At 68.8% G+C, this 24,115-nt stretch carries 25 protein-coding genes and 1 tRNA gene; 19 read left to right on the top strand and 7 right to left on the bottom strand.

Annotation, left to right across the window (positions count from 1 at the left end; genetic code table 11):
- Positions 1 to 55: 55 nt before the first annotated feature.
- Positions 56 to 685: a DUF998 domain-containing protein gene (locus LOK44_RS04525; protein WP_237568820.1), complete on the top strand. Its 630-nt coding sequence runs from the start codon at positions 56 to 58 to the stop codon at positions 683 to 685.
- On the opposite strand, the gene LOK44_RS04520 is transcribed toward LOK44_RS04525, so the two are convergent.
- The gene (locus tag LOK44_RS04520) at positions 682 to 1,011 is read right to left on the bottom strand and encodes a type II toxin-antitoxin system VapB family antitoxin (RefSeq protein WP_237568819.1); all 330 of its coding nucleotides are present in this window, start codon (positions 1,009 to 1,011) and stop codon (positions 682 to 684) included. The genes LOK44_RS04525 and LOK44_RS04520 overlap by 4 nt on opposite strands.
- Positions 1,012 to 1,189: 178 nt before the next feature.
- Here LOK44_RS04520 and hrcA point away from each other — a divergent pair, with 178 nt between their 5' ends.
- The 8 genes from hrcA to era all read left to right on the top strand — a co-directional run bounded on the left by hrcA (position 1,190) and on the right by era (position 8,440).
- The gene (hrcA, locus tag LOK44_RS04515) at positions 1,190 to 2,221 is read left to right on the top strand and encodes a heat-inducible transcriptional repressor HrcA (RefSeq protein ID WP_237568818.1); all 1,032 of its coding nucleotides are present in this window, start codon (positions 1,190 to 1,192) and stop codon (positions 2,219 to 2,221) included.
- 54 nt (positions 2,222 to 2,275) lie between these two features.
- Positions 2,276 to 3,424, top strand: a complete 1,149-nt coding sequence (dnaJ, locus tag LOK44_RS04510; RefSeq protein ID WP_237568817.1) for a molecular chaperone DnaJ — start codon at positions 2,276 to 2,278, stop codon at positions 3,422 to 3,424.
- 30 nt (positions 3,425 to 3,454) lie between these two features.
- A complete protein-coding gene (locus LOK44_RS04505; protein WP_237568816.1) occupies positions 3,455 to 4,213 on the top strand; it encodes a 16S rRNA (uracil(1498)-N(3))-methyltransferase in 759 nt (252 codons plus the stop codon).
- A gap of 96 nt (positions 4,214 to 4,309) precedes the next feature.
- Positions 4,310 to 5,359 (top strand): PhoH family protein, encoded by a 1,050-nt coding sequence (locus LOK44_RS04500; RefSeq protein WP_237568815.1) that lies wholly within the window; start codon positions 4,310 to 4,312, stop codon positions 5,357 to 5,359.
- Positions 5,356 to 5,892 carry an rRNA maturation RNase YbeY gene (gene ybeY, locus LOK44_RS04495; protein ID WP_163924412.1) on the top strand — a complete coding sequence of 179 codons (537 nt, stop codon included), beginning with the start codon at positions 5,356 to 5,358 and terminating at the stop codon, positions 5,890 to 5,892. Before LOK44_RS04500 ends, ybeY begins: the two co-directional genes overlap by 4 nt.
- Positions 5,889 to 7,199 carry a hemolysin family protein gene (locus LOK44_RS04490; RefSeq protein WP_237568814.1) on the top strand — a complete coding sequence of 437 codons (1,311 nt, stop codon included), beginning with the start codon at positions 5,889 to 5,891 and terminating at the stop codon, positions 7,197 to 7,199. The genes ybeY and LOK44_RS04490 overlap by 4 nt, the downstream gene beginning before the upstream one ends.
- A gap of 16 nt (positions 7,200 to 7,215) precedes the next feature.
- A complete protein-coding gene (locus tag LOK44_RS04485) occupies positions 7,216 to 7,533 on the top strand; it encodes a cytidine deaminase-like protein (protein WP_237568813.1) in 318 nt (105 codons plus the stop codon).
- 7 nt (positions 7,534 to 7,540) lie between these two features.
- Positions 7,541 to 8,440 carry a GTPase Era gene (gene era / locus LOK44_RS04480; protein ID WP_237568812.1) on the top strand — a complete coding sequence of 300 codons (900 nt, stop codon included), beginning with the start codon at positions 7,541 to 7,543 and terminating at the stop codon, positions 8,438 to 8,440.
- Positions 8,441 to 8,450: 10 nt separating this feature from the next.
- Here era and LOK44_RS04475 read toward each other — a convergent pair whose 3' ends face one another.
- Positions 8,451 to 9,905 (bottom strand): amidase, encoded by a 1,455-nt coding sequence (locus LOK44_RS04475; RefSeq protein WP_237568811.1) that lies wholly within the window; start codon positions 9,903 to 9,905, stop codon positions 8,451 to 8,453.
- A gap of 77 nt (positions 9,906 to 9,982) precedes the next feature.
- Between LOK44_RS04475 and recO the strand changes: the two genes are divergently transcribed.
- The 3 genes from recO to LOK44_RS04460 are packed head-to-tail and all read left to right on the top strand — an operon-like array spanning position 9,983 to position 12,115.
- The gene (recO, locus tag LOK44_RS04470) at positions 9,983 to 10,843 is read left to right on the top strand and encodes a DNA repair protein RecO (RefSeq protein WP_163924417.1); all 861 of its coding nucleotides are present in this window, start codon (positions 9,983 to 9,985) and stop codon (positions 10,841 to 10,843) included.
- Positions 10,785 to 11,672 carry a decaprenyl diphosphate synthase gene (locus tag LOK44_RS04465; protein ID WP_237568810.1) on the top strand — a complete coding sequence of 296 codons (888 nt, stop codon included), beginning with the start codon at positions 10,785 to 10,787 and terminating at the stop codon, positions 11,670 to 11,672. Before recO ends, LOK44_RS04465 begins: the two co-directional genes overlap by 59 nt.
- Entirely contained in the window at positions 11,669 to 12,115 is a 447-nt protein-coding gene (locus LOK44_RS04460) for a hypothetical protein (protein WP_237568974.1), read from the top strand. The genes LOK44_RS04465 and LOK44_RS04460 overlap by 4 nt, the downstream gene beginning before the upstream one ends.
- On the opposite strand, the gene LOK44_RS04455 is transcribed toward LOK44_RS04460, so the two are convergent.
- Together LOK44_RS04455 and LOK44_RS04450 are read right to left on the bottom strand one after the other, a co-directional pair.
- Positions 12,104 to 12,511 (bottom strand): Fur family transcriptional regulator, encoded by a 408-nt coding sequence (locus LOK44_RS04455; protein ID WP_163924418.1) that lies wholly within the window; start codon positions 12,509 to 12,511, stop codon positions 12,104 to 12,106. The genes LOK44_RS04460 and LOK44_RS04455 overlap by 12 nt on opposite strands.
- Positions 12,508 to 12,897: an ArsR/SmtB family transcription factor gene (locus LOK44_RS04450; RefSeq protein WP_237568809.1), complete on the bottom strand. Its 390-nt coding sequence runs from the start codon at positions 12,895 to 12,897 to the stop codon at positions 12,508 to 12,510. The genes LOK44_RS04455 and LOK44_RS04450 overlap by 4 nt, the downstream gene beginning before the upstream one ends.
- A gap of 105 nt (positions 12,898 to 13,002) precedes the next feature.
- On the opposite strand from LOK44_RS04450, the gene LOK44_RS04445 reads away from it, so the two are divergent.
- Together LOK44_RS04445 and LOK44_RS04440 are read left to right on the top strand one after the other, a co-directional pair.
- The gene (locus tag LOK44_RS04445) at positions 13,003 to 14,400 is read left to right on the top strand and encodes a glycine--tRNA ligase (protein ID WP_237568808.1); all 1,398 of its coding nucleotides are present in this window, start codon (positions 13,003 to 13,005) and stop codon (positions 14,398 to 14,400) included.
- 160 nt (positions 14,401 to 14,560) lie between these two features.
- Positions 14,561 to 15,448, top strand: coding sequence for a type IV toxin-antitoxin system AbiEi family antitoxin (locus LOK44_RS04440; protein WP_237568807.1), 888 nt, complete (start codon positions 14,561 to 14,563; stop codon positions 15,446 to 15,448).
- A 66-nt stretch (positions 15,449 to 15,514) separates the two neighbouring features.
- On the opposite strand, the gene LOK44_RS04435 is transcribed toward LOK44_RS04440, so the two are convergent.
- Complete coding sequence (locus tag LOK44_RS04435; RefSeq protein WP_237568806.1) at positions 15,515 to 17,530, bottom strand: TPM domain-containing protein; 2,016 nt, start codon at positions 17,528 to 17,530, stop codon at positions 15,515 to 15,517.
- A 57-nt stretch (positions 17,531 to 17,587) separates the two neighbouring features.
- Here LOK44_RS04435 and LOK44_RS04430 point away from each other — a divergent pair, with 57 nt between their 5' ends.
- From LOK44_RS04430 to LOK44_RS04420, 3 genes are all read left to right on the top strand, one after another.
- Positions 17,588 to 18,859, top strand: a complete 1,272-nt coding sequence (locus tag LOK44_RS04430; protein WP_237568805.1) for a deoxyguanosinetriphosphate triphosphohydrolase — start codon at positions 17,588 to 17,590, stop codon at positions 18,857 to 18,859.
- 4 nt (positions 18,860 to 18,863) lie between these two features.
- Positions 18,864 to 20,759 (top strand): DNA primase, encoded by a 1,896-nt coding sequence (gene dnaG / locus LOK44_RS04425; protein WP_237568804.1) that lies wholly within the window; start codon positions 18,864 to 18,866, stop codon positions 20,757 to 20,759.
- A gap of 61 nt (positions 20,760 to 20,820) precedes the next feature.
- Positions 20,821 to 21,102, top strand: coding sequence for a DUF7155 family protein (locus LOK44_RS04420; RefSeq protein WP_237568803.1), 282 nt, complete (start codon positions 20,821 to 20,823; stop codon positions 21,100 to 21,102).
- On the opposite strand, the gene LOK44_RS04415 is transcribed toward LOK44_RS04420, so the two are convergent.
- Entirely contained in the window at positions 21,099 to 21,344 is a 246-nt protein-coding gene (locus LOK44_RS04415) for a hypothetical protein (protein ID WP_237568802.1), read from the bottom strand. The genes LOK44_RS04420 and LOK44_RS04415 overlap by 4 nt on opposite strands.
- Positions 21,345 to 21,503: 159 nt before the next feature.
- Between LOK44_RS04415 and LOK44_RS04410 the strand changes: the two genes are divergently transcribed.
- Positions 21,504 to 21,579 (top strand) — tRNA-Asn (locus LOK44_RS04410).
- A gap of 17 nt (positions 21,580 to 21,596) precedes the next feature.
- Positions 21,597 to 22,076 carry an LppP/LprE family lipoprotein gene (locus tag LOK44_RS04405; protein ID WP_237568801.1) on the top strand — a complete coding sequence of 160 codons (480 nt, stop codon included), beginning with the start codon at positions 21,597 to 21,599 and terminating at the stop codon, positions 22,074 to 22,076.
- A gap of 16 nt (positions 22,077 to 22,092) precedes the next feature.
- Here the strand turns inward: LOK44_RS04405 and LOK44_RS04400 are convergent, their stop codons facing one another.
- Positions 22,093 to 24,060 (bottom strand): acyl-CoA dehydrogenase family protein, encoded by a 1,968-nt coding sequence (locus LOK44_RS04400; protein ID WP_237568800.1) that lies wholly within the window; start codon positions 24,058 to 24,060, stop codon positions 22,093 to 22,095.
- Between the last annotated feature and the right edge of the window lie 55 nt (positions 24,061 to 24,115).

Here is a 24,115-nt window from a genome sequence, read left to right as displayed (position 1 = left end):
GTTCGCGCACGCTCGCGGGCGGAATGAGTGCCCGCCCGGTCCGTAGGCTGACCGGGTGACAGCCCGCATCGGAGCAGCGCTCTGGATCGCCTCGGCGGTCGTGTACTTCGTGACCGAGGCCGTCGCCGCTGCGGCCGTGCCTGGGTACGACTACGCCCACCACTACATCAGCTCCCTGGGTCAACCCGACATCTCGCCGCGATCGGCGTTGATGAACTTGGCGTTCCTGGTGCAGGCGGTGGCGCTGCCCCTCGGTGGCTGGCTGCTGTGCCGTGGCCGGAAGGCGCCGCTGTTCCTGGCGTTCGCCGTGTGCAACGGGGTGGGCAACGTTCTGGTCGCGCTGGTGCACAGCGGAACTCCGTCGCCCTGGCACGGGATTGGCGCCGCGATGGCGATCGGCGGCGGCAACGCCACCGTGCTGGCCGGCGCGTGGGCGCTGCGGCCCGGGTTTCGCGCGTACCGGGCGATGTCGGTGGTGCTGGGCGTGGTCGGGCTCGCGTGCCTGGCCGTGGTCGTCTCCGCGGTGCCGCCGGTGGGCGCGTGGGAGCGGGGGAGCGTCTACACGATCTATGCCTGGCAGACGGTTACGGCCGTGGCGGTCCTGGTCGGATCGGCGGCGAGCGTGCGTGAACTCGGGTCGGGGCGCGGCGTGTCGCCCGCAGACACGCACGCTCGCGGGAATTAGATGTGGGTGGGCCCGGTCTGGTGCTCGAACGGCTGGTCCATGTCGTACACGCGGGCGTGCAGCACGGTCCGATTGCGCAGCGCGGAGCGCACGGCGCGGTGCAGACCGTCCTCCAGGTACACCGTGCCCTGCCAGCGCACCGCGTGCGGGAACAGGTCGCCGTAGAACGTCGAATCCTCCGATAGCAGCCGGTCGAGCGCCAGCACCGTCGTCGTGGTGACCAATTCGTCGAGTCGGATCTGCCGCGGCGGGATCTGTGCCCACTGCCGATGGGACAGGCCGTGCTCGGGATAGGGCTTGCCGTCGCGGACGCCCTTGAAGATCACGTGCGGGCCGTCACTGGTGGAGGAGTCCGTGACGTCGGCGTCGGCATGGGAACGAGGTTAGTGCTCCTAGGCGATGTTGTCCCGGGCATGCTGGCGGCCCGATCGGTCTGCCGCCCGCCGGCAACGTCGCTGGTCACCGTAAAATGAAGGTTCGCTTCTAGGTGAGGTAGGTGAACGCATGAGTAGTGCCGATGACCGGCGTTTCGAAGTGTTGCGCGCCATCGTCGCCGATTTCGTGACCACGAAGGAGCCGATCGGCTCCAAGACGCTGGTCGAGCGGCACAACCTCGGCGTTTCCAGCGCCACGGTGCGCAACGACATGGCGGTCCTCGAAGCCGAGGGCTACATCGCCCAGCCGCACACGAGTTCGGGCCGCGTGCCCACCGAGAAGGGGTATCGCGAGTTCGTCGACCGGCTGCACGACGTCAAGCCGCTGTCCAGCAGCGAACGGCGCGCCATCCTGAAGTTCCTCGAAGACGGCGTCGACCTCGACGACGTCCTGCGCCGCGCGGTACGGCTGCTCGCGCAGCTGACCCGCCAGGTCGCGATCGTCCAGTACCCGACCCTGACGACGTCGACGGTGCGTCATCTCGAGGTCGTCGCCCTGACGCCTGCCCGGTTGCTGCTCGTCGTGATCACCGACACCGGCCGCGTCGATCAGCGCATCGTCGAACTCGGCGACGCCCTCGACGAACACCAGCTCTCACAGCTCCGCGAGCGGCTCGGCCAGGCGCTGGAAGGCAAGCCGCTGTCGACGGCGTCGGTGAACGTCGCCGACCTCGCCTCGCAGCTCGACGGCCACGGCGGCCTGGGCGATGCCGTGGGCCGCGCCGCCACCGTCCTGGTCGAGACCCTCGTCGAACACAAGGAGGAACGCCTCCTGCTCGGCGGCACCGCGAACCTGACCCGCAACACCGCCGACTTCGGCGGGTCACTGCGCTCGGTGCTCGAGGCGCTCGAGGAGCAGGTGGTCGTCCTGCGGTTGCTCGCCGCCCAGCAGCAAGCCGGTAAGGTCACGGTACGCATCGGGCAGGAAACCGAGGCCGAACAAATGGCCGGTACCTCGGTTGTCAGCACTACCTATGGCTCGCTGGGCAAGGTGTACGGCGGCATGGGTGTGGTCGGACCCACACGGATGGACTATCCGGGAACCATCGCCAACGTCGCGGCGGTTGCTCTCTACATAGGCGAAGTCTTGGGCACCCGCTAGGGGTGCGAATTCGGACCGCGCGAGCGGCTTGAAGTTTTCTTGGAAGGGTTTGGCGTGGCACGCGATTATTACGGGTTGCTCGGTTTGAGCAAGGGCGCGAGTGATTCGGACATCAAGCGCGCGTACCGACGACTGGTGCGCGAGCTACATCCCGACGTCAACCCCGATGCGACCGAACAGTTCGCCGAGGTCAAGCTGGCCTACGAGGTGCTGACCGACCCCGATCGGCGCCGGATCGTCGACATGGGTGGCGATCCCATGGAGTCCGGCGGCATGGGCGGCGCAGGCAACGGCTTCAGCGGCTTCGGTGGGCTGGGTGACGTCTTCGAGGCCTTCTTCGGCGGCGGTGCCGGCGGCGGCCGTGGTCCGGTCGGCCGGGTGCGACCCGGCTCGGACTCGCTGCTGCGAATGCGTCTGGACCTCACCGAGTGCGCGACGGGCGTGACCAAGCAGGTCACCGTCGACACCGCGATCCTGTGCGACGTGTGCCAGGGCAAGGGCACCCACGGCGACTCGACCCCGGTCACGTGCGACACCTGTCACGGCCAGGGCGAGGTGCAGACCGTGCAGCGGTCGCTGCTAGGCCAGGTCATGACCACCCGGCCCTGCCCGGTGTGCGCCGGGGTCGGCGAGACGATTCCCGACCCCTGCCACCGCTGCGGCGGCGACGGGCGCGTGCGGGCCCGTCGTGAGGTCAGCGTCAAGATCCCCGCAGGCGTCGGCGAGGGCATGCGGGTGCGGCTGGCGGCCCAGGGCGAGGTCGGCCCGGGCGGCGGGCCTGCAGGTGACCTGTACGTCGAGGTGCACGAACAGCAGCACGAGGTGTTCGTTCGCGACGGCGACGACCTGCACTGCACGGTCTCGGTGCCCATGGTCGACGCGGCACTGGGCACGACCGTCAGCGTCGACGCGATCCTCAGCGGGCCGACCGACATCACGATCGCTCCCGGCACGCAGCCTGGCACGGTGACCACGCTGCGCGGGCACGGCATGCCGCACCTGCGGTCGGGCGTGCGTGGCGATCTGCACGTCCACATCGAGGTCGTCGTGCCGTCGCGGCTCGACCACACGGACACCGATCTATTGCGCAAGATCAAGGACCACCGCGTGCGCGACGTCGCCGAGGTGAAGTCCACGAATGCCGGGCCCACCGCGAACGGCGGCCTGTTCAGCCGGCTGCGCGAGACGTTCACCGGTCGCTGACGCGCGTATGAACGTGAAGCGGCATCGCTTGTGAGCAGCGCGCTGTTCTACGTCGACGAGCTGCCCGAGGGCGCCGAGTCCGTCGTCGTCGACGGTGACGAGGGGTTCCACGCCGCGAACGTGCGGCGAATCCGCGTCGGTGAACGCATCGACGTCGGCGACGGCGCGGGCACCGTGGCGCACTGCGTCGTCGACGACGTGACCAAGGGCAGGCTGTCCGCTCGCATCGAGACCCTGCGCACGATCGATCCACCGAAGCCCACCGTGACCGTCGTGCAGGCGCTGCCGAAGTCAGACCGCGCCGAACTGGCCGTCGAGCTGGCCACCGAAGCGGGCGCCGATGCGTTCCTGGCGTGGCGGGCCGAGCGCTGCGTGGCGCGCTGGGACGCGGCGAAGGCCGACAAGGGGCTGCGCAGGTGGGGCGCGGTGGCCCGGTCGGCCGCCCGGCAGTCGCGCAGGCCCTACGTCCCGGCCGTCGAGTCCGTCGTGTCGTCCGCCCAGCTGGTGACCATGGTCGCGACCGAGGTCGCCGCGGGCGCGGTGGTGCTGGCGCTGCACGAGTCGGCCACCGAACCGATCACCGGGCCCACGCTGACCGGCCGGCTCGCATCCGCCGACAGGGTGTTCCTGCTGGTCGGGCCCGAGGGCGGGATCAGCGACGGTGAGATCGCCGCGTTGACCGGCGCGGGTGCCACCGCGGTGGTGCTGGGCCCGTCGGTGCTGCGGACGTCGACCGCCGCGGCCGTCGCGCTGGGGGCGCTCGGCGTGCTGACGCCCAGGTGGCGATGACGAAGCCGCCCGTTATCCATTGGGGCGTGGCAGTGACCAGCGGTAAACTCGCAACAGACACGCACGCCAACCCAGGAAGCAGGCACTGAACTCCACGTGACGCCCCGCGAGACGAACGCTGCCTCGTCGTCGGTACGAAGCAGCAACCCCGTACGCAGCAACATCAACGTGCCGCCGGACCTGGTCGTGGGCCTACTCGGCTCTGCCGACGAGAACCTGCGTGCGCTGGAGGGCCTGCTCACCGCCGACGTGCATGCGCGAGGCAATGCGCTGACGCTCTCTGGTGAGCCCGCCGACGTCGCCCTCGCCGAACGTGCGCTCACCGAACTCATGGCCGTGGTGTCGAGCGGTCAGACCCTCACTCCCGATGCAGTTCGCCACACGGTGTCGATGCTGATGGGGTCGGGCTCCGAATCGCCTGCCGACGTCCTGACGCTGGACATCCTGTCGCGGCGCGGCAAGACGATCCGCCCCAAGACGCTGAACCAGAAGCACTACGTCGACGCGATCGACAAGCACACCATCGTGTTCGGCATCGGCCCCGCCGGTACTGGCAAGACGTACCTCGCGATGGCGAAGGCGGTCAGCGCGCTGCAGAGCAAGCAGGTCTCGCGCATCATCCTGACCCGGCCCGCCGTGGAAGCCGGTGAGCGCCTTGGCTTCCTGCCCGGAACGTTGAGCGAGAAGATCGATCCGTATCTGCGTCCGCTGTACGACGCACTGCACGACATGATGGACGCCGAACTGATCCCGAAGCTGGTGAGCACGGGCGTCATCGAGGTTGCGCCCCTGGCGTACATGCGTGGCCGCTCGTTGAACGACGCCTTCGTGGTGCTCGACGAGGCGCAGAACACCACTGCCGAGCAGATGAAGATGTTCCTGACCCGCTTGGGATTTGGATCGAAGATCGTCGTCACGGGTGACACCACCCAGATCGACCTGCCCGGCGGCGCCCGCTCGGGTCTGCGTGCCGCGGTAGACATCCTCGATGGCATCAGCGACATTCACATCGCCGAACTCACCAGCGCCGACGTCGTGCGGCACCGCCTGGTGGCCGAGATCGTGGACGCCTATGCCAGGCACGAGGACTCGGGTGCGCTGAACCGTTCACAGCGCCGGGCGAATGCGGGCAGGCCGCGCCGGTGAGCATCGAGGTATCGAACGAGTCCGGGCTGGACGTCTCGGAGACCGAGCTGATCAGCGTCGCCAAGTTCGTCATCGAGCGGATGGACGTCAACCCGGCGGCCGAGTTGTCGATGGTGCTGCTCGACACCGCCGCGATGGCCGACCTGCACATGCGGTGGATGGACCTGCCCGGTCCCACCGACGTCATGAGCTTCCCGATGGACGAACTCGAACCAGGCGGACGGCCCGACGCCCCCGAACCGGGCCCGTCCATGCTCGGCGACATCGTGCTGTGCCCCGAGTTCGCCGCCAAACAAGCCGAGACGGCCGGGCATTCGCTCGGCCAGGAACTCGCGCTACTGACCGTGCACGGCGTGCTGCACCTGTTGGGCTACGACCACGCCGAACCCGATGAAGAGAAGGAGATGTTCGCCTTGCAACGCGAACTGCTCGAGGAGTGGGTCGCCGCCCAAGTGGACGAATATCACCGGGAACGGCAGACCGAACGCGACCGAAGACTGCTCGACGAGTCGCGCTTCTACGATCAATCGTGACGGGCCTGACGCCCCTGCTCGGGGCCATCGCGCTGATCTTCGTCGGCGGGCTGTTCGCGGCCGTCGACGCTGCAGTGAGCACCGTGTCGATGGCGCGGGTCGAAGAACTCGTCCGCGACGAACGCCCCGGTGCCGCCCGTCTGGCGCGGCTCATGCACGACCGGCCGCGGTACATCAACCTCGTCGTCCTGCTGCGCATCACGTGCGAAACCATCGCGACCGTCATGCTGGTCGCCTATCTGGCGGAACGGCTCGGCTTCGGTTGGGGATTGGTGGCCGCGGCGGCGATCATGGTGGTGGTCAGCTTCGTGGCGATCGGCGTGGGCCCACGCACGGTAGGCCGTCAGAACGCCTACTCGATCGCATTGGTGGCGGCCCTTCCGCTGCAGGCGATCTCGGTGCTGCTGACCCCGATCAGCCGCCTGCTCGTCCTGCTCGGCAACGCGCTGACCCCCGGTCGCGGCTTCCGCAACGGACCGTTCGCCTCCGAGATCGAGCTGCGTGAGGTCGTCGACCTCGCCCAGCAGAGCGGCGTGGTGGCCGACGACGAGCGCCGGATGATCCAGTCGGTCTTCGAACTCGGCGACACCGCCGTGCGCGAGATCATGGTGCCGCGCACCGAGATGGTGTGGATCGAAGCCGACAAGACGGCCGGCCAGGCCACGTCGCTCGCGGTGCGCAGTGGGCACTCGCGCATACCGGTCATCGGCGAGAACGTCGACGACGTCGTGGGTGTCGTCTTCCTCAAGGACCTCGTCGAGCAGACCTACTACTCGACCAACGGGGGCCGCGACACCAAGGTGTCCGACGTCATGCGTCCCGCGGTCTTCGTGCCGGACTCCAAGCCGCTCGACGAGCTGCTGCGCGAGATGCAGCGCGACCGGAACCACATGACGCTCCTGGTCGACGAATACGGTGCCATCGCCGGACTGGCCACCATCGAAGACGTCCTGGAGGAGATCGTCGGCGAGATCGCCGACGAGTACGACACCGACGAAGTCCAGCCTTGGGAAGATCTCGGCGACAATCAGTTCCGGGTCTCGGCCCGGGTTCCGCTGGACGACCTGGAAGAGCTGTTCGACGGGCTCGACATCAACAGCGACCTCGACGACGTCGACACCGTCGGCGGGTTGCTCGCCCACGAACTGGGCAGGGTTCCGCTGCCGGGCGCCGAGGTGGCATGGGGCCCACTGCGACTGCGCGCCGAGGGCGGCCGCGACCATCGCGGCCGGGTGCGCGTCGGCACCGTGCTGGTCACCCGCACCGACGGCGACGGCAACGGTGAAGGCGACGACGATGAGGACTGATGAGAGGGGAATTCGAGTGAGCGAACTCGACGCCGAGGACGCCAAGCTCGTCGTACTCGCCCGTGGGGCGATGGCGCGAGCCGAGGCGGGCAACGGTGCCGCCGTCCGCGATCTCGACGGCCGCACGTACGCAGGTGCTCCCGTCACCCTCGAAGCGTTGACCCTTACGGCACTGCAGGTCGCGGTCGCCGCCGCCGTGTCCAGCGGCGCCGTCGGCCTCGAAGCCGCCGTGCTGGTGGGCGGTTCGGACGACGATGCCGGAGTGGCCGCCGTACGCGAGATGTCCGCCGACGCCTCGGTGATCGTGACCGACCGGGCGGGCACGCCGCTATGAGGCTCTCGTGACCGAATTCCGTTCTGGTTTCGTCTGCTTCGTGGGCCGGCCCAACACCGGCAAGTCGACGCTCACCAACGCGCTGGTCGGCGAGAAGGTGGCGATCACGTCCAACCGCCCGCAGACCACGCGGCACACGATCCGCGGAATCGTCCACCGCGACGACTTCCAGATCGTGCTCGTCGACACCCCCGGTCTGCACCGTCCCCGCACACTGCTGGGGCAACGCCTCAACGAACTGGTGAAGGGGACGTACTCCGAAGTCGACGTGATCGGGATGTGCATTCCCGCCGACGAGACCATCGGCCCCGGGGATCGTTGGATCTACCAACAGATCCGTGACGTCGCGCCGCGGACCACGTTCGTCGTCGTCGTCACCAAGACCGACAAGGTGTCGCGGGAGAAGGTCGCCGCTCAGCTGATCGCGGTGAGCGAATTGACAGGCGGCACAGCGGAGATCGTGCCGGTGTCGGCAACGGCGGGGGAGCAGCTCGACGTGCTGATCGACGTGCTGGTCGCCCAGCTGCCGCCCGGCCCGGCGTTCTATCCCGACGGCGAGCTGACCGACGAGCCCGAGGAAGTCCTCATGGCCGAACTCATCCGGGAGGCCGCGCTCGAGGGCGTCCGCGACGAGCTGCCGCACTCGCTGGCCGTCGTCATCGACGAGGTGAACGAACGCGAGGGCCGTGACGACCTGATCGACGTGCACGCGATCCTCTACGTCGAGCGCGACAGCCAGAAGGGCATCATCATCGGCAAGGGCGGCGCCCGTCTCCGCGAGGTCGGCACCGCCGCGCGCACCCAGATCGAGAAACTGCTCGGCACGAAGGTGTACCTGGAACTGCGCGTCAAGATCGCCAAGAACTGGCAGCGCGACCCGAAACAGCTGGGCCGACTGGGCTTCTAGGCTCCGCGGGTCAGGCCGGCTCGGCCCACCACGGGTCGGGCTGGCGGGTGGCCCAGTTGCCCACGACCTCGAGTTCGGCCGCCAGCGAGATCAGCAGCGGCTCGCTGTTGGCCGGACCCATCAGCTGCACCCCGATCGGCAGCCCGTCAGAGGTGAAACCCGCTGGGATGCTGATCGACGGCCAGCCCAATAGATTCCACGGCCAGGTCACCGGGCACTCGCGGATCATCGCGCGGTCCGTTGCCAACCCGCCGCGGCCGTCGTAGTCGTGCACGCCGGGTGGCGGCATCGCTGTGGTCGGGGCGAGGACCACGTCAGCGAGATTGAAGATCCACCCGATCCGTCGCTGCGCCTCCGCCTCGCGCCGGCGGGCCTTGCGCAGCACCTGCTCCGACAGCAGCCGTCCGGTCCGCATGTTGGCCGTCGTGCGCTCCTCCCACTCGACGAGCGGTCCGAGCCGGTCGGCCCAATCGAGCAGACCCGACGTCGAGCGGGACAGGAAGTCCCACGACATGCGCACGCCGTAGTCGGGGTTCGCGGTCCGCACGGTGTGCCCCAGTTCCTCGAGCTGGTTCGCGACGGTCGCCATCGCGGCGCGGATTTCGGGGTGCAGCTTCGCGCGGAAGAGGGTGAACGGGAACTCGGTCGACATCGCCACGGTCAGCTGACCGGGCGCCTGTGCGACGTGGTCCGTCGCGCGGATGGGTGGTGGCCGGTGCAGGTCGCCGTCGACGTTGCCCGACGCCGCATCGAGCACCAGTGCCGCGTCGGTCACCGTCCGCGCGAGCACGCCGTTGACGGTGATGCCGTTGAACGCCTCGGGCAGCGGCCACGTCGAGATGCGGCCGCGCTGCGGCTTGATGCCGACGAGGTGGGTCCACGCCGCGGGGATGCGCACGCTGCCCGCGCCGTCGGAGCCGATGGCCGCCGTCACCAGACCCGCGGCCACCGCCGCCGCGCTGCCGCCCGACGAGCCGCCGGGTGAGTGCTGTCGCGACCAGGGGTTCCTGGTGTGCCCGAAGCCCGGTCCGCTGGTGAACGGCCACTGGCCGAGTTCGCAGGTGTTGGTCTTGCCGACGATGACCGCACCCGCGGCGCGCAGCCGACGGACCACCTCGCTGTCGGCGGTGGCGGGAAGCGGGTCGCCTGCCGTGCCGAAGCGCGTCGGCACCCCCGCGACGTCGACGTCGTCCTTGACTGCGAGCGGGATGCCGAGCAGCGGCAGGTACTGGCCGCCTGCGCGCATCCGGTCAGCCTTGCGGGCGTCGGCGATGGCCTGTTCGGCGAGGACGACGCGGAAGGCGTTGAGGGTGGGCTGGCTCGCGGCAATCGCGTCCAACGAGTGTCTGACCAGCTTCTCGGATGTGGTTTGGCCGCTGGCGAGCTGGAACAGCTGCTGCGTCAGCGTGGGAAATCGAGAGGCGGACGAACGCTTGGCGGATGCCTTGGGTGGAGTCAGAACCATGTTGGTTCGAGAATATCGGTCGTAAATCACGGTCCGGCCTCGCCGACGACGTCACCGTCTGGTGCAAGACTGGAGCGATGCGGTTGTACCGGGATCGAGCAGTGGTGCTGCGGCAGCACAAGCTCGGCGAGGCCGACCGGATCGTGACGTTGCTCACCCGCGACCACGGTTTGGTGCGCGCCGTCGCCAAGGGCGTTCGCCGTACCCGCAGCAAGTTCGGTGCCCGGCTCGAGCCGTTCGCGCACATCGACGTGCAGCTGCACCCGGGACGCAACCTCGACATCGTCACCCAGGTGCAGGCCATCGACGCCTTCGCCACCGACATCGTCAGCGACTACGGCCGCTACACCTCCGGGTGCGCGGTGTTGGAGACCGCCGAGCGGATCGCAGGCGAGGAGCATGCCCCGGCGCCTGCCCTGCACCGGCTCACCGTGGCGGCGCTGCGGGCCGTGGCCGACGGCGCCCGGGCTCGCGAGTTGGTTCTGGACGCATACCTGCTGCGGGCCATGTCGATTGCGGGCTGGGCGCCTGCGCTCGTCGAGTGCGCGCGGTGCGCCACCCCTGGGCCGCACCGGGCGTTCCACGTCGCCGCCGGTGGGAGCGTCTGCATGCACTGCCGTCCGTCGGGGTCGATCACGCCGCCCCAGGGCGTGGTGGACCTGATGGCCGCGTTGCACGACGGGGACTGGGACGTGGCCGAAGCGTCCACGCCGGCGCACCGCAGCCAGGCGAGCGGTCTGGTGGCCGCACACCTGCAGTGGCACCTGGAACGCCAAATGCGGACGTTGCCGCTGGTGGAACGGGTGTACCGGGTCGACGCCGCGGTCACCGCCACGGTCGACGGACGCCGGATTCCTCTGGTCGGGCAGGATGAGTCCCATGGCTTTGATGCGGGGCGCGGGCAAGGAGACCTACCCACAACTGCCTCCAGCGCCTGAGGACTACCCGACCTTTCCGGACAAGTCCACGTGGCCCGTGCCGTTCCCCGAGCTGCCGCCGGGCACGAACGGCAGGTTCTCGCGTCCGCCGCAGCATCCGTCCAAGGCGTCGGCGCCGCAGATCCCGGAAGGTCAGGTGCCCCAGCACGTCGCGGTGGTGATGGACGGCAACGGCCGCTGGGCGACTCAGCGCGGTCTCGGCCGCACGGAGGGCCACAAGATGGGCGAGGCGGTGCTGATCGACATCACCTGCGGTGCCATCGAGATCGGCGTCAAGCACCTCACGGTGTATGCGTTCTCCACCGAGAACTGGAAGCGCAGCACCGAGGAGGTCCGCTTCCTGATGGGCTTCAACCGCGAGGTCGTGCGGCGCCGCCGGGAGAACCTCAACGCGATGGGCGTGCGGATGCGCTGGGTGGGCTCGCGGCCGCGAATGTGGCGCAGCGTCATCAAGGAGTTCGACATCGCCGAGCAGATGACCGTCGGCAATGACGTCATCACGATCAACTACTGCGTGAACTACGGCGGCCGGACCGAGATCGTCGAGGCAACAAGGGAACTCGCGCAGTTGGCGGCCGAGGGCAAGATCAACCCCAACCGGATCGGCGAGGCGACGTTCGCCAAGCACCTGCACCGTGCCGACATCCCCGACGTCGACCTATTCATCAGGACGTCGGGGGAGCAGCGGGCCAGCAACTTCCTGATCTGGCAGGCGGCGTACGCCGAGTTCGTCTTCCAGGACAAGCTGTGGCCGGACTACGACCGCCGCGACCTGTGGGAGGCCTGCATGGAGTACGTCAACCGCAATCGTCGCTTCGGTAGAGCCTGATGTCGCTGCTGGAACGGCTGTCGTCGGTACTCCGCGACGTCACGACGGTGCTCGAGGAGGATGACGAGGGCCTGACGGTCAGTCATGCCGGCACCGTCGCGTCGATCCGGGTCGTGACGATCGCCGACGGCCTCGAGATGGTGTCGCTGTCACAGCCGTTGGCGTGGGATCTGCCGTTGACCAACAAGACGCGTGAACGCGTCGTCGAGCACGCCGGTCGCACGATGCTGGGCTCGGTGGTGCTAGTGGAGAAGCTGGTGGAGTCGCCGGCCAACGGTGCGACGAAGGCATCGGCGACGCGAAAGACGGGCGCCAAGAAGGTCGCCGACGTGATGCTGCGCTACAACTTCCCGGCAGCGGGCCTCGGCGACGAGGCGCTGCGCACGCTGGTGATGCTGGTGCTGTCCGCCGGGGTCGACGTGCGCGCGGCGCTAACCGGCTGAGTCGGCGGGCACGCAGTCACCGCACACGCCGAAGATCTCGATGGTGTGCGTGACGTCGGTGAAGCCGTGTTCGCGCGCCACGTCGGCGGCCCACTTCTCGGCCGCACCGCCCTGCACCTCGACGGCGGTTCCGCACCCGCGGCACACCAGGTGGTGGTGATGGTGGGCGGAGCAGCGCCGGTAGACCGATTCGCCGGTGTCGGTGCGCAGGCTGTCGACGAGCCCGGAGGCGGCCATGGTCTGCAACGTCCGGTACACCGTGGTCAGGCCGATGCCCTCGCCGCGGCGGCGCAGCTCGTCGTGCAGTTCCTGCGCGGAGCGGAATTCGTCGACGTTCTCGAGCAGTGCCGCAATGGCGGCGCGCTGCTTCGTCGACCGAACCGCGACGCCCGTCATGCGCGATCCTCGGCGGAGTGGTCCACGGCGGCGAGCACGATGTCGCACAGATGGTGGTCGACGAGGCGGTAGTACACCTCGCGTCCGGACCGTTCGCCTGCGACGACGCCTGCCGACTTGAGGATCCGCAGGTGCTGGCTGACCAGTGGCTGCGGCACCTCGAGCGAGTCGACGAGTTCGTGAACGCACCGCGAGGACTCCCGCAGCTGCAGGACGATCGCGATGCGGACGGGCGCGGCCAGCGCTCGCAGCAGCTCGCCCGCGGAGTCGAGGACCTCGCGCGGCGGCAGGTCGAGCGGCGGCGGCCCGTCGTGGCCGTGGTGCTCGTGGCCGCCGTGCTCCGGACCGCCCTGCGAGTGATCTGCCAAACTGGAAACGGTTTTCATTAGAAGTCAGAATACATGCGGAATGCTGCATGTCAACGCATTGATCGTCCGGTGGGCCTACGCCAGAGCGATGGCCGGACACGCGCCTGACTAGGCTGTGAACCCGTGGCATCCATCATCGACACCGTTGCGAACCTGGCGAAACGCCGTGGCCTGGTCTATCAGTCCGGCGAGATCTACGGGGGTACGAAGTCGGCGTGGGACTACGGCCCACTCGGGGTCGAATTCAAGGAGAACATCAAGCGGCAGTGGTGGCGGTCGATGGTCACCGGCCGCGACGACGTCGTGGGCCTGGACAGCGCGATCATCCTGCCCCGCGAGGTGTGGGTCGCCTCCGGTCACGTCGAAGTCTTCAACGACCCACTGGTCGAATGCCTGAACTGCCACAAGCGTCATCGGCAGGATCACTTGCAGGAGGCCTACTTCGAGAAGCGCGGGGCCAAGGACGGACTGGCCGATCCCGACGCCGTTCCGATGGAGGAGATCGTCTGCCCGGACTGCGGCACGAAGGGTCAGTGGACCGCGCCGCGCGACTTCAACATGATGCTCAAGACCTACCTCGGACCGATCGAGTCCGAGGAGGGCATGCACTACCTGCGGCCCGAGACTGCCCAGGGCATCTTCGTGAACTTCGCGAACGTGGTGACGACGTCGCGCCGCAAGCCGCCGTTCGGCATCGGCCAGATCGGCAAGAGCTTCCGCAACGAGATCACGCCCGGCAACTTCATCTTCCGGACCCGCGAGTTCGAGCAGATGGAGATGGAGTTCTTCGTCGAGCCCGCGACCGCGCCGGAGTGGCACCAGTATTGGATCGACACGCGGTTCCAGTGGTACGTCGACCTCGGCATCAATCCGGAGAACCTGCGGCTCTACGAGCATCCGAAGGAGAAGCTGTCGCACTACTCGGATCGCACCGTCGACATCGAGTACAAGTTCGGCTTCTCGGGCAACCCGTGGGGTGAACTCGAGGGCGTCGCCAACCGCACCGACTTCGACCTGTCGACGCACTCCAAGCACTCCGGCACCGACCTGTCGTTCTACGACCAGGCGACCGAGAACCGCTTCGTGCCATACGTGATCGAGCCCGCAGCGGGGTTGACGCGGTCGCTGATGGCGTTCCTGGTCGACGCGTACACCGAGGACGAGGCGCCCAACGCCAAGGGTGGCGTCGACAAGCGCACGGTCCTGCGCCTCGACCCGCGCCTGGCGCCGGTCAAGGCAGCGGTGCTGCCGCTGTCCCGCCACGCCGACTTGTCGCCGAAGGCGCGGGACTTGGCCGCCGAGCTCCGCAGGTCGTGGAACGTCGACTTCGACGACGCAGGCGCGATCGGTCGCCGCTACCGCCGCCAGGACGAGATCGGCACGCCGTTCTGCATCACGATCGACTTCGACTCGCTCGAGGATCAGGCGGTCACCATCCGTGAGCGCGACGCCATGACCCAGGAACGCGTCGCGATCTCCGAGGTGTCGAACTACCTGGCGGTGCGCCTCAAGGGCTGCTAGGCACTCCCGTAATTACTCCCGCGAGCGTGCGTGTCTGCGGGCGACACGCCGCGCTAGGACCCGAGTTCACGCACGCTCGATTGTCCCCAGTCGCGAGTTCATCCCCAGATTGCCCTAGCGGTCTGGCGGTGGGATCACCGGCGAGGTCACGATCGACCGCGTGGACGCTTGCGTGGAACGGCTGCTCGAAGCTCAGGGTGGCGTGGCGGGCACGGGCCAACTGCTGACGGTGCTGAGCCGGGGTCAGCTCGACCGCCGCATCGATCGCGGTGAGCTGACCAAGGTCTGGCCGGGCATCTATTGCGCAGGCGAACCCGATGACGGGATTCGGCTGCGCGGGCTCGACCTTCGTGCCGGTGAGCAGGTCGCGATGTGCCTCGGCACCGCGGCCGCGGCCTACGGCTTCGACACCGAGGGCGACGCCGACCTGCACGTCCTCAACCCGGTCCGACACCAGCTCCGCAATTCGGATGGGCTGGTCGTCCACCGTCGTGACGGAGCGCCGCTGGGCCGTATCGATGGTCGACGGGCGACGACCCCCGCGTGGACCGCGGTCGAGGTGGCTCGCGGCCTTCGTCGACCGCGGGCGCTGGCGACACTCGACGCCGCACTGCGCTCCGGCACGTGCGACCGCCGAGACCTGCACTTCGCCGCAGTCGAGCAGTTCGGCCGTCGCGGCATCGTGGCCGTCCGCGAACTCATCCCGCTCGCCGACCCACGCGCCGAGTCCCCGATGGAGAGCGAAGCCCGGCTCGTGATGCTCGACGGCGGATTGCCAACGCCCGAACTGCAATACGACCTCATCGACCGGGCGGGCCGGCTCTGGCGGCTCGACTTCGCGTGGCCGGATCGCAAGGTCGCCGTCGAGTACGACGGGTTCGACTGGCACAGCGACCCCGAAGCCCTGCGCCGGGACCGGCAGAAACGCGCGGCGCTGGCCGAGATGGACTGGACGGTGACGTCGATCGTCTACGACGACGTCAGGCGGCGGCCGGTCGACACCGTGCTCGGCATCCGGCGACAACTGACGCGGACCCGCGCGGCGTGAGCGTGCGTGAACTCGGGTTTCTGCGCGGCGTGTCGCCCGCAGACACGCACGCTCGCGGGAAAACCCCTAGAAGCGGCCGCCGCCGCCGCTGAAACCGCCACCGCCGCCGCCGGACCCACCGAACGAGCCTGGGCTGAAGCCGCCACCGCCGCCGAAGCCACCACCCCCGAAGCCGCCGCGCATCGCGCCGGACAGGATGTTGCCTATGAGGATCCCGCCGATGATGGCGCCCGCATTGCTGCCGCCGCCACCGCCGTAGCCGCCGCCGCCCATGTAGTTCTGTTGGGCGTTGTTCACGTCGGCGTTCGCCAGCGTCTGCGCCTGGCCCGCGAGCATGGCCGCGCCGTTGGCGTGCGCGATCGCCTCGGCGAGGTTGGTCGCGCGCTTGGCCTGTGCGGCGTCGAGTTGACGGACCGCCTCGGCCAGGCGGGTGCGGGCCTCGGGTCCGACGCTCCCGCGCCGGGTGTCGATGAAGTCCGACACCGATCGCACCCGGGACTGCGCGGCGAACAGCGCCGAATCGAACGCGCGGCTCATGCGTTCGGCCGCCTCCCGTTCCTCGGTGACGGTCGACAGCAGCTGGTCGAGTTCGGCGTCGGCCTGGGTGAGTTCGGTGAAAGCGCCCAGCGGGTCGGCGCCACCGTTGCTCTGCGCGTTCGCCACCGCCGTCGCGGCTGCGTCGCGGGCGGCCCGGAGTTCGGCCGCCCGGGGGAGCGACGCCTGGGCGAGCAGTTGGTCGGCGTGAGCGATCCCGCTCTGGCCGTCGGCGATCGCATCGGGCAGGCCGGCGACGGCCCTGTTGATGTCGGTCGCCGCACTGTCGACCGAGTCGAGCAGCGTGCGCGCCTGCCCGAGCGCCGACTCGGCGGCGTGAATCGAGTCCACCAAACCCGCCTGGCTGCCCGCGGGACGAGCGACCAGTGCCCTCGCGTCGGTGATGTTCTGGTCGGCGAACGTCAGGCGATGGCTTGCCGCGTCGACGTTTCCGGCGATCGAGTGCAGCGCGGTCTCGGAGAACTGAGCGTTCAGCGCCGTCAGCCGCTGCCGGGCGGGCTCGATGCGCGCGGTGAGGTCGACCATCTGCTGGGTCAGCGTGTCGAGCCGGCTCGGCGCGTTGATCACCAGGTCGCGCATCTGCGCGAACGCCTCGCCCTGGGCCTCCAGCTCCCGGTCGGCCCTCGCCGCCGCCACGACCACTCTGGTCAACAGGTCGCGCCGCTGCTGCGGTGTCTCGGGTACGGCGTCGTCGAGTATCTGCCGCACGTTGAAGGCTTGGGCGAGCGTCGTCTTGGCGTTGTCGACCGCTCGGCGGAACGGCGCGGTGTCCCTCTCGCCGAACTCGTCGACCGCCAACGTCAGTTCGTTGTCGCTGGTGCGCACGGCGTTGTCGACCTCGACCACGATCGATCGGGACAGGTCGTCGAGAGCGTCGATGGACAGCGACGCCAGCGCCTCAGGGCTGGTCGGGTCGACGCGCTGCGCTGCGGCGAACTCGGCCTCCCGGCGCTTGCGCTGCCTGCGCCGGCGCCAGAAGAGAAGCACCACCACGGCGATCGCGATCACCGCGAGGATGGCGACAAGCCCAACCCAGTTCATCCCGGCCGCGCTGCCGGTGTCACCGAGACCCGTTGCGGCGGCGACGGCGGCACCAGCCCAGTCGCCTCTGCGTAGCGCGGGTTCGACCTCGTTGCGCCGCAACGTGTCGACATCGACGCCGCCCGCCGCCTCGGTAGGGACCAGCAACGCGTAGGCGCGATCGCCGGTCGCGACCGCGAGGATGGCGTCGGTTTCCTGTAAATCGCTGAGGCTGAACGTGCTTCGCGCCCAGGCTTCCGCGTTCTGGCCCGAGAAGGAGTCGACGTAGACCACCCACAGCCGGATCCGGCGTGCGTCGTAGAGGCCGTCGACGGCCGTCTGCACCTGAGTGAGTTGCCCGGCGCTCAACACGCCGGCGTCGTCGGTGACGTAGTTCGCCAACCGCGTGGGCCGGTCCGCCCACGCAGTCGGCGTCGTCATCAGGCCGACGGTCAGTGCTGCGAGCAGCAGGCCGATGAAGCGGACCGCTCGACGTTCCCTGCGCATGGCGCCAATCTAGTGGGTGGGCGAACGAGTGCCGCGGTGCTGGCAGACTGTTCGGCGGTGACCACCACGACCGACGACTACGACGACTTCGACCGAGCGCGACTGGTGGTCGAAGCGGCGAAGGGTGCCGCGCTGCCGGGCACCGAGAACGCCGAGCACCGCACGGACTTCGCGCGCGACCGGGCCCGGGTGTTGCACAGCGCCGCGTTCCGGCGTCTTGCCGACAAGACGCAGGTGGTCGGTCCGCGCCAGAGCGAGACGCCCCGCACCCGGCTCACGCACTCGCTGGAGGTCGCGCAGATCGGCCGCGGCATGGCGATCGGCCTCGGCTGCGACCCCGACCTCGTCGACCTGGCAGGCCTCGCCCACGACATCGGGCATCCGCCCTACGGCCACAACGGCGAACGGGCGCTGAACGAGATCTCGAAGCCCTTCGGCGGGTTCGAGGGCAACGCGCAGAACTTCCGGATCCTCACCCGGCTGGAGCCCAAGGTGCTCGACGCCGACGGCCGCTCGGCCGGACTCAACCTCACCCGTGCGGCGTTGGACGCGGTGACCAAGTACCCGTGGCAGCGCTTCGACCGCAGGAAGTTCGGGTTCTACGACGACGACATGGCTGCGGCCCAGTGGGTCCGCGATGGCGCCGACGCGGAGCGCCCGTGCCTCGAGGCGCAGGTGATGGACTGGGCAGACGACGTCGCGTACTCCGTGCACGACGTCGAGGACGGGGTGATCTCCGGGCGCATCGACCTGCGGGTGCTGGCCGACGCCGACGCCGCCGCGTCGCTCGCCCGGCTGGGCGCCGACGCGTTCCCCTCGCTCACGATCGACGACCTGCTCGCCGCCTGCGAGCGGCTCTCCGAGGTTCCCGTGGTGGCGGACGTCGGCAAGTACGACGGCACCCTGGCGTCGTCGGTGGCCCTGAAGCAGATGACGAGCGAACTCGTCGGCCGGTTCGCCAACGCCGCGATCACCGAGACGAGGGCCGCCGCGGGCGACGGACCGCTGCGGCGGTACGACACGGATCTCGCGGTGCCGACGGTGGTGCGCACCGAGGTCGCCGTGCTGAAGATGCTGGCGCTGCAATTCATCATGTCCGACCACGGTCACCTGCGGATCCAGGCCGACCAGCGCACCCGCATCCACGAGGTGGCGCTGACGCTCTGGGCGCAGGCACCGGGCAGCCTCGACCCGCAGTTCGCCCCGGAGTTCGTGGCGGCCGAGGACGACGGGGCCAGGTTGCGCGTCGTGATCGATCAGATCGCCTCCTACACCGAGGGCCGGTTGGAACGAGTGCACGAGGCGCGTTCGCCACGGCCACTAGACTGAATCGGTGGCCGGCCGGATCTCAGATCGCGACATCGCGGCGATCCGTGAGCGCACTCGCATCGAGGACGTCGTGGGCGACTACGTGCAGCTTCGCCGGGCCGGGGTCGACTCCCTGAAGGGGCTCTGCCCGTTCCACGACGAGAAGTCACCGTCGTTCCACGTGCGGCCCAATCACGGCCACTTCCACTGCTTCGGGTGCGGTGAGGGCGGCGACGTCTACGCGTTCCTGCAGAAGATCGAGCACGTCAGCTTCGTCGAGTCGGTCGAGATGCTCGCCGACCGCATCGGCTACACCGTCACCTACTCCGGCAGTTCGACCACCAACGTGCAACGCGACCGCGGCAGCCGAAGCAGGCTCATCGCCGCCAACGCTTCCGCGCAGCAGTTCTACGCCGAGGCGCTGACGTCGGCGGAGGCGGCACCGGCCCGCCAGTACCTGATGGAGCGCAACTTCGACGCCGATGCGGCGGCGACGTTCGGGTGCGGCTTCGCGCCCTCGGGGTGGGACCGGCTGACGAAGCACCTGCTGGGCAAGGGGTTCGAGTTCAAGGAACTCGAGGCGGCTGGGCTCTCCCGCGAGGGCAAGCGCGGCCCGATGGACCGCTTCCACCGGCGGCTGCTGTGGCCGATCCGGGTGTCGTCCGGCGAGGTCATCGGGTTCGGCGCCCGGCGGCTGTTCGACGACGACCCGATGGAGGCCAAGTACGTCAACACCCCCGAGACGGTGCTGTACAAGAAGTCGAACGTGCTGTTCGGTCTCGACCTGGCCAAGCGCGACATCGCCAGGGGCCATCAGGCCGTGGTGGTCGAGGGCTACACCGACGTGATGGCGATGCACCTGGCAGGCGTGACGACGGCGGTGGCGTCGTGCGGTACCGCCTTCGGTGACGAGCATCTGTCGATGCTGCGTCGACTGATGATGGACGACAACTTCTTTCGCGGTGAACTCATCTACGTCTTCGACGGCGACGCCGCGGGACGGGCGGCTGCGGTCAAGGCGTTCGAGGGGGAGCAGAACCTCGCGGGACAGTCGTTCGTGGCCGTCGCCGACGACGGCATGGATCCGTGCGATCTGCGGCTGAAGTCCGGTGACGGCGCACTGCGCGATCTGGTGGCGCGACGAACCCCGTTGTTCGAGTTCGCCATTCGGACCGCGCTGGCCGAGCACGACATGGACAGCGCCGAGGGTCGGGTCGCGGCCCTGCGCCGCTGCGTACCCATGGTCGCCAAGATCAAGGACCCGTCGCTGCGTGACGAGTACGCCCGCCAACTCGCCGGATGGGTGGGCTGGGAGGACGTGGCCCAGGTGCTGGGCCGCGTGCGCGAGGACGCCCGCAGCACCGGTGGTCGGCGAAACGACGCGTCGACCCGTCCGCGTGCCGTTGCCACGGCGCCGCTGGCGCGACCGGATCCGCGCGACCCCACGCTGTGGACTCAGCGCGAATCGCTCAAGGGGGCGCTGCAGTACCCCGCCATCGCCGGCCCGGTGTTCGACTCGCTGTCGGCCGACAGCTTCACCCATCCGGCGTACGCGGGCATCCGCGCCGCCATTCAGGCTGCGGGCGGTACGTCGACCGGTCTGTCGGGTGCGGACTGGATCGAAGCCGTGCGGGAGAAGGTGCCCACCCCCGAACTGGCGAGCCTGATCAACGAGATGAGCGTCGAGGGCATCAACGTCGTCGACGACGACCGACTGCCCCGCTACATCGGCGGCGTATTGGCCCGTCAGCAGGAAGTGTGGGTCGGCAGGCAGATCGCCGAGATGAAGTCCAAGCTGCACCGCATGTCGTCAGTGGATCACAGCGACGAATATCACGCGCTCTACGGCGACCTGATCGCGCTGGAGACCTACCGCAAGAGCCTGATCGAACGGGCCAGCGGCGACGACCTTACTGCGTGAGCGCGCCGATGGCGCTATGGTGAATGCGCTGCACGCCTCGTACGTCCTGGAAGGGCCACTCATGACACTTCGCGCACACCGTCTCGTCGCCGCAGGCGCCCTGGCCGTGGCCGCCGTGGCCACTCCGATCGCCGTGGCGTTCACCAGCGTCGACTCGACCGACACGGCCCAGTGCCGCGCTCACTTCGGCAACCTCGAGGACAACATCTGCCTCGACGGACCGGACTCCGGGAACAGCTTCACGATCGGCACGCCCCAGTACAACGGTGGCAACAGCCCGGACTCGGGCTGGTACGTCGGCCCGATCCTGCCGGGCACGACGTGGACCCAGGGAATCGGCTAGCGCTTTCTCTCACCCTCGGGCAGTAGCACCGAGGTCTTGGCGTCGATCTGCGTCACGTTCACCATCTGCGGGTCGGGTGATACCCGATCGGCCACCTTGCGGCGTCCAGCGTCGATGATCGCCTTGGTGCGAGGGCTTCCCGTGACCGCCCGGTAGGTACCGGCGATCTGCTCGTAGCGCTGCCTGCCGGCCTTGGCGCCCAACACGTAACCCACTGCCATCACGGCGGCGATGCCTATCACTGGACTCCTTCTCGATACGGTGCGTCGCTTTCCATCCTGCCTCACATCGCGGACGACGGCCGGTGCGAGGCGTCCGACCTCCCCGATACCCATGATCGCGACTCCGTACGCTAGAGTCATGCCTCGGTTCGCGGGCATGTTCTGCGCACCACCGGTTGATCCCCTGTAGCTCAATTGGCAGAGCTTCCGACTGTTAATCGGACGGTTCCTGGTTCGAGTCCAGGCGGGGGAGCCACCCGTAGGCTCAGTGCCGTGCGGAACCTCTTCATCGTCATCGCGTCGCTCCTGGCCTTCGTCACCGCGGGTTGCGGTTGGAGCCCGCCGAGCGCTGAGCCCCCTCCGGCGAGTACCTGCACGGCCGACGACGGGCCCGCTGCCGACGTCGTGGCCGCCGAGATCGCGAAGCTGCCCGCGGGCACGCAGTGGCGCGAGACCGCGCGCGGCAACACCGGTGACTGCACGCTGTACTGGGTGCAGGTCGCCTCGGCCTCGCCGGCGCCCGATGCGCCAGGGCAGGTGCTGTTCTTCGACGCGGGCACGCCGATCGGCACCCCGACCCCCGAGCCGCGGCCCTACGTCGCGATCGTGAACTCCGGCCCGGACACCGTCACGGTGCAGTACCAGTGGCGCCAGGGCGCCGATCAGGCGTGCTGCCCGACCGGCATAGGTTCCGTGCGCTTCCAGAGCGCGAATGGCGCGCTGAAGGCGCTGGACCCCGTCCCCGGCCCCTAGTCACCCGACTGCCGGTTTACTCGGCGTTCTGCTCGACGTGCTCGTCGGCATCCGGAATGTGCTCGGGATGCAGCATTTCCGCGTAGCGCAGCTGTTCCGGTATGCCGAAGCCCTCGACCAGGAGCAGCGCGTGCGGACGGAGCTTGCGGCACCGGTCGTTGATCGCGCGGGTGACGGCCTTGGAGCGCTCGGTGGACAGGAAGCGGTGCTCCACGAACCAGGCCTTGTCGGCTTCGATCACCGACAGCGCGTAAAGGTCGCAGACCAGGTTGAGGATTTCGCGGGCGTCGTCGTCGTCGCACGAGTCGATGCCGGCGACGAACGCCTCCAGGATGATCCGGTCGATGTGCGCCTTGGCCGCGTGCAGCACGTGGTCCTGCACGGCGTTGAACGCCTCGAACGGCGACATCTCCTTGGACTTGCCCTGTAGCCGGCGCGCCACAGAGGCGAGCATGTACTCCTCGCGGTCCTCGAACATCTGGACCTGGGTGCCGCGGTTGAACAGCGAGCCCTCCTCCTCGTTGTCCTGCCGGGTGTCGAGGATGGTCTGCATGATCGTCTGGGCGGCGGTGCGCTTGAGGACCCGCTCCCCGGCGAAGTTCGCGGCGAACCGCACCCATTCGACCGGGCTCATGCCCTTGATGTCGTCGGCGTACGCGGTCAGCAGTTCCTTGGCGACCAGCTGCGTCAGGACGTGGTTGTCGCCCTCGAACGTCGTGAACACGTCGGTGTCGGCCTTGAGCGCGATGAGGCGGTTCTCGGCGAGATAGCCTGCGCCGCCACATGCTTCGCGGGCTTCCTGGATTGCGGTGGTGGCGTGCCACGTGTTCGCCGCCTTGAGGCCGGCCGCGCGGGACTCCAGCTCGCGCTGTTCCTCGGCGTCCGGGTCGTCGGCCGTCTGCAGCTCGTGACACTTCGCGACCAGTTCGTTCTGGGCGAACTGCAGCGCATACGACTTCGCGATCAGCGGGAACAGTCGGCGCTGGTGGACCAGGTAGTCCATGATCAGCACCTCGTCCTCGGCGCCCGGCGCCTCGAACTGCCTGCGCTGCAGCGCATACCGCGTCGCGATGTCGAGGGCGACGCGGGCCGCGGCGCCCGCGCTGCCGCCGACGGTGACGCGGCCGCGGATCAGGGTGCCCAGCATCGTGAAGAACCGTCGTCCCTGGTTCTCGATGGGCGAGCTGTAGGTGCCGTCCTCGGCGACGTCGGCGTACTTGTTGAGCAGGTTCTCCCGCGGAATGCGGACCTGGTCGAATTGAATGCGGCCGTTGTCGACGCCGGGAAGACCACCCTTGTACTGGCAGTCCGAGGTCGTCACGCCCGGCAGGTCGTTGCCGTCGTCGTCGCGAATGGGCACGACGAAGCAGTGCACCCCGTGCCCCTCGCCCTGGGTGATCAGCTGGGCGAAGACCGCTGCGACCCGCGCGGTGTTCGCGGCGCCGCCGATGTAGTCCTTGCGCGACGTGCGGGTGGGGGAGTCGATGACGAATTCTTGAGTGGCCGGGTCGTAGGTGGCCGTGGTCTCCAGGGACTGCACGTCGCTGCCGTGGCCGGTCTCGGTCATCGCGAAGCAGCCGAGCACGTCGAGGTCGATCAGTTTCTTGACGTACGCCTGGTGGTGACGTTCGGTGCCGAGGTTCTCGATGGCCCCGCCGAACAGCCCCCACTGCACGCCGGCCTTGACCATCAGCGAGAGATCGGACATCGCCAGCATCTCGATCTGAGTGACCGCGGCGCCGACGTCGCCGTTGCCGCCATGCTCCTTCTTGAAGCCGTCCTCGGCCGAGCCCTGCGCGGCCATGATCCGCATCTGCTCCGTCACCTTGGTGCGGGCAATCACGGTGTTGGGCGTGTAGTGCGGTTTGAACACTTCGTTGGAGAGTTCTTGGCGCATGCGGTTCTTCACGTCGCGCCAACGGCCGTCGAGTGCGTTGCGCAGGTGATCGGCTGTGCTGGTAGTGGAGGACACCGTGGTCGTCATACTTCGACCGTAGCCCGCCGGGAGCGCCGGGAAACTGTGATGTCGCAAACCCAGG

Source organism: Mycolicibacterium lacusdiani (genome assembly GCF_021916785.1).
In the GTDB taxonomy this organism is placed as follows: Bacteria; Actinomycetota; Actinomycetes; order Mycobacteriales; family Mycobacteriaceae; genus Mycobacterium; species Mycobacterium lacusdiani.
The sequence above is the reverse complement of the archived record's forward strand: the minus strand, read 5'-3'. Positions and strand labels throughout refer to the sequence as shown.

Coding starts and splice junctions, on each gene's coding strand:
- LOK44_RS04475 (WP_237568811.1), bottom strand. CDS start 9,905: ATGGTTCTGACTCCACCCAAGGCATCCGCCAAGCGTTCGTCCGCCTCT.
- recO (WP_163924417.1), top strand. CDS start 9,983: ATGCGGTTGTACCGGGATCGAGCAGTGGTGCTGCGGCAGCACAAGCTC.
- LOK44_RS04465 (WP_237568810.1), top strand. CDS start 10,785: ATGGCTTTGATGCGGGGCGCGGGCAAGGAGACCTACCCACAACTGCCT.
- LOK44_RS04450 (WP_237568809.1), bottom strand. CDS start 12,897: ATGAAAACCGTTTCCAGTTTGGCAGATCACTCGCAGGGCGGTCCGGAG.
- hrcA (WP_237568818.1), top strand. CDS start 1,190: ATGAGTAGTGCCGATGACCGGCGTTTCGAAGTGTTGCGCGCCATCGTC.
- LOK44_RS04435 (WP_237568806.1), bottom strand. CDS start 17,530: ATGCGCAGGGAACGTCGAGCGGTCCGCTTCATCGGCCTGCTGCTCGCA.
- LOK44_RS04420 (WP_237568803.1), top strand. CDS start 20,821: ATGACACTTCGCGCACACCGTCTCGTCGCCGCAGGCGCCCTGGCCGTG.
- LOK44_RS04400 (WP_237568800.1), bottom strand. CDS start 24,060: ATGACGACCACGGTGTCCTCCACTACCAGCACAGCCGATCACCTGCGC.
- LOK44_RS04455 (WP_163924418.1), bottom strand. CDS start 12,511: ATGACGGGCGTCGCGGTTCGGTCGACGAAGCAGCGCGCCGCCATTGCG.